The following is a 585-nucleotide window of genomic DNA, read 5'->3' as shown; positions in this document are numbered from 1 at the left end:
AGGTGCGCAGCGGTTTGAAATCAACCTCGCCTGGCCGGCAGCGGACAATGTCGGTGGGGCTCTGCGCGCTGCCCGCTGCACGAAACGATCCGCCTGCCCAGACCTTGCTGCCGTCGGCACGGCGCAGCTGAAACGCGGTCAGGCTGTGGCCCTCGAACAGGTTCATGCCGATCCAGTCCCAGCCCACCGCCTCGGGGTGCAGCAGCGCTTCGCTCCATTCGTGGTCAAGCCATGCCGTGCCGGTCACTTCAAAACGCTGCTGGCCAACGCCCAGCGTGCCCTGCACTGCGAGTTGGGGGTGCGACACGTAGAAACTTGCCTGGGATGCGTCGGGGCCTTTGCGTGAAAAGCCTTCGTCGCCCTGCAGCAGCCAGGCCTGTTGCGGCCGTGCGGTGAGGTCGATGTTCAGGTGGTTGCCACCAATGCGTGTGGTGTAGCGCCCGTCGGGTGTGCGCTCGATGTGCCAGTCGCGCAGCACCACATGGGTGTTGGTGTCGCTGGCGAACACGCCGCGCTCGCTCACCGTGGGCGGCTCGCCGTTCCAGCGCGCCATGCGCTGGTCGTGCAGGAGCTTGCCGCTTTGCA

The 585-nt window shown here is 66.5% G+C and carries 1 protein-coding gene; it reads right to left on the bottom strand.

The window, feature by feature from the left end; genetic code table 11:
• Window positions 1-585, bottom strand: a 585-nt coding sequence (locus tag ACK41V_RS23730) for a lipocalin-like domain-containing protein (protein WP_409786157.1), incomplete at both ends; no start/stop codon positions are given.

The sequence above is a fragment of the Acidovorax sp. genome (assembly GCF_046291265.1).
Lineage (GTDB): Bacteria > Pseudomonadota > Gammaproteobacteria > Burkholderiales > Burkholderiaceae_C > Acidovorax.
The sequence above is the reverse complement of the archived record's forward strand: the minus strand, read 5'-3'. Positions and strand labels throughout refer to the sequence as shown.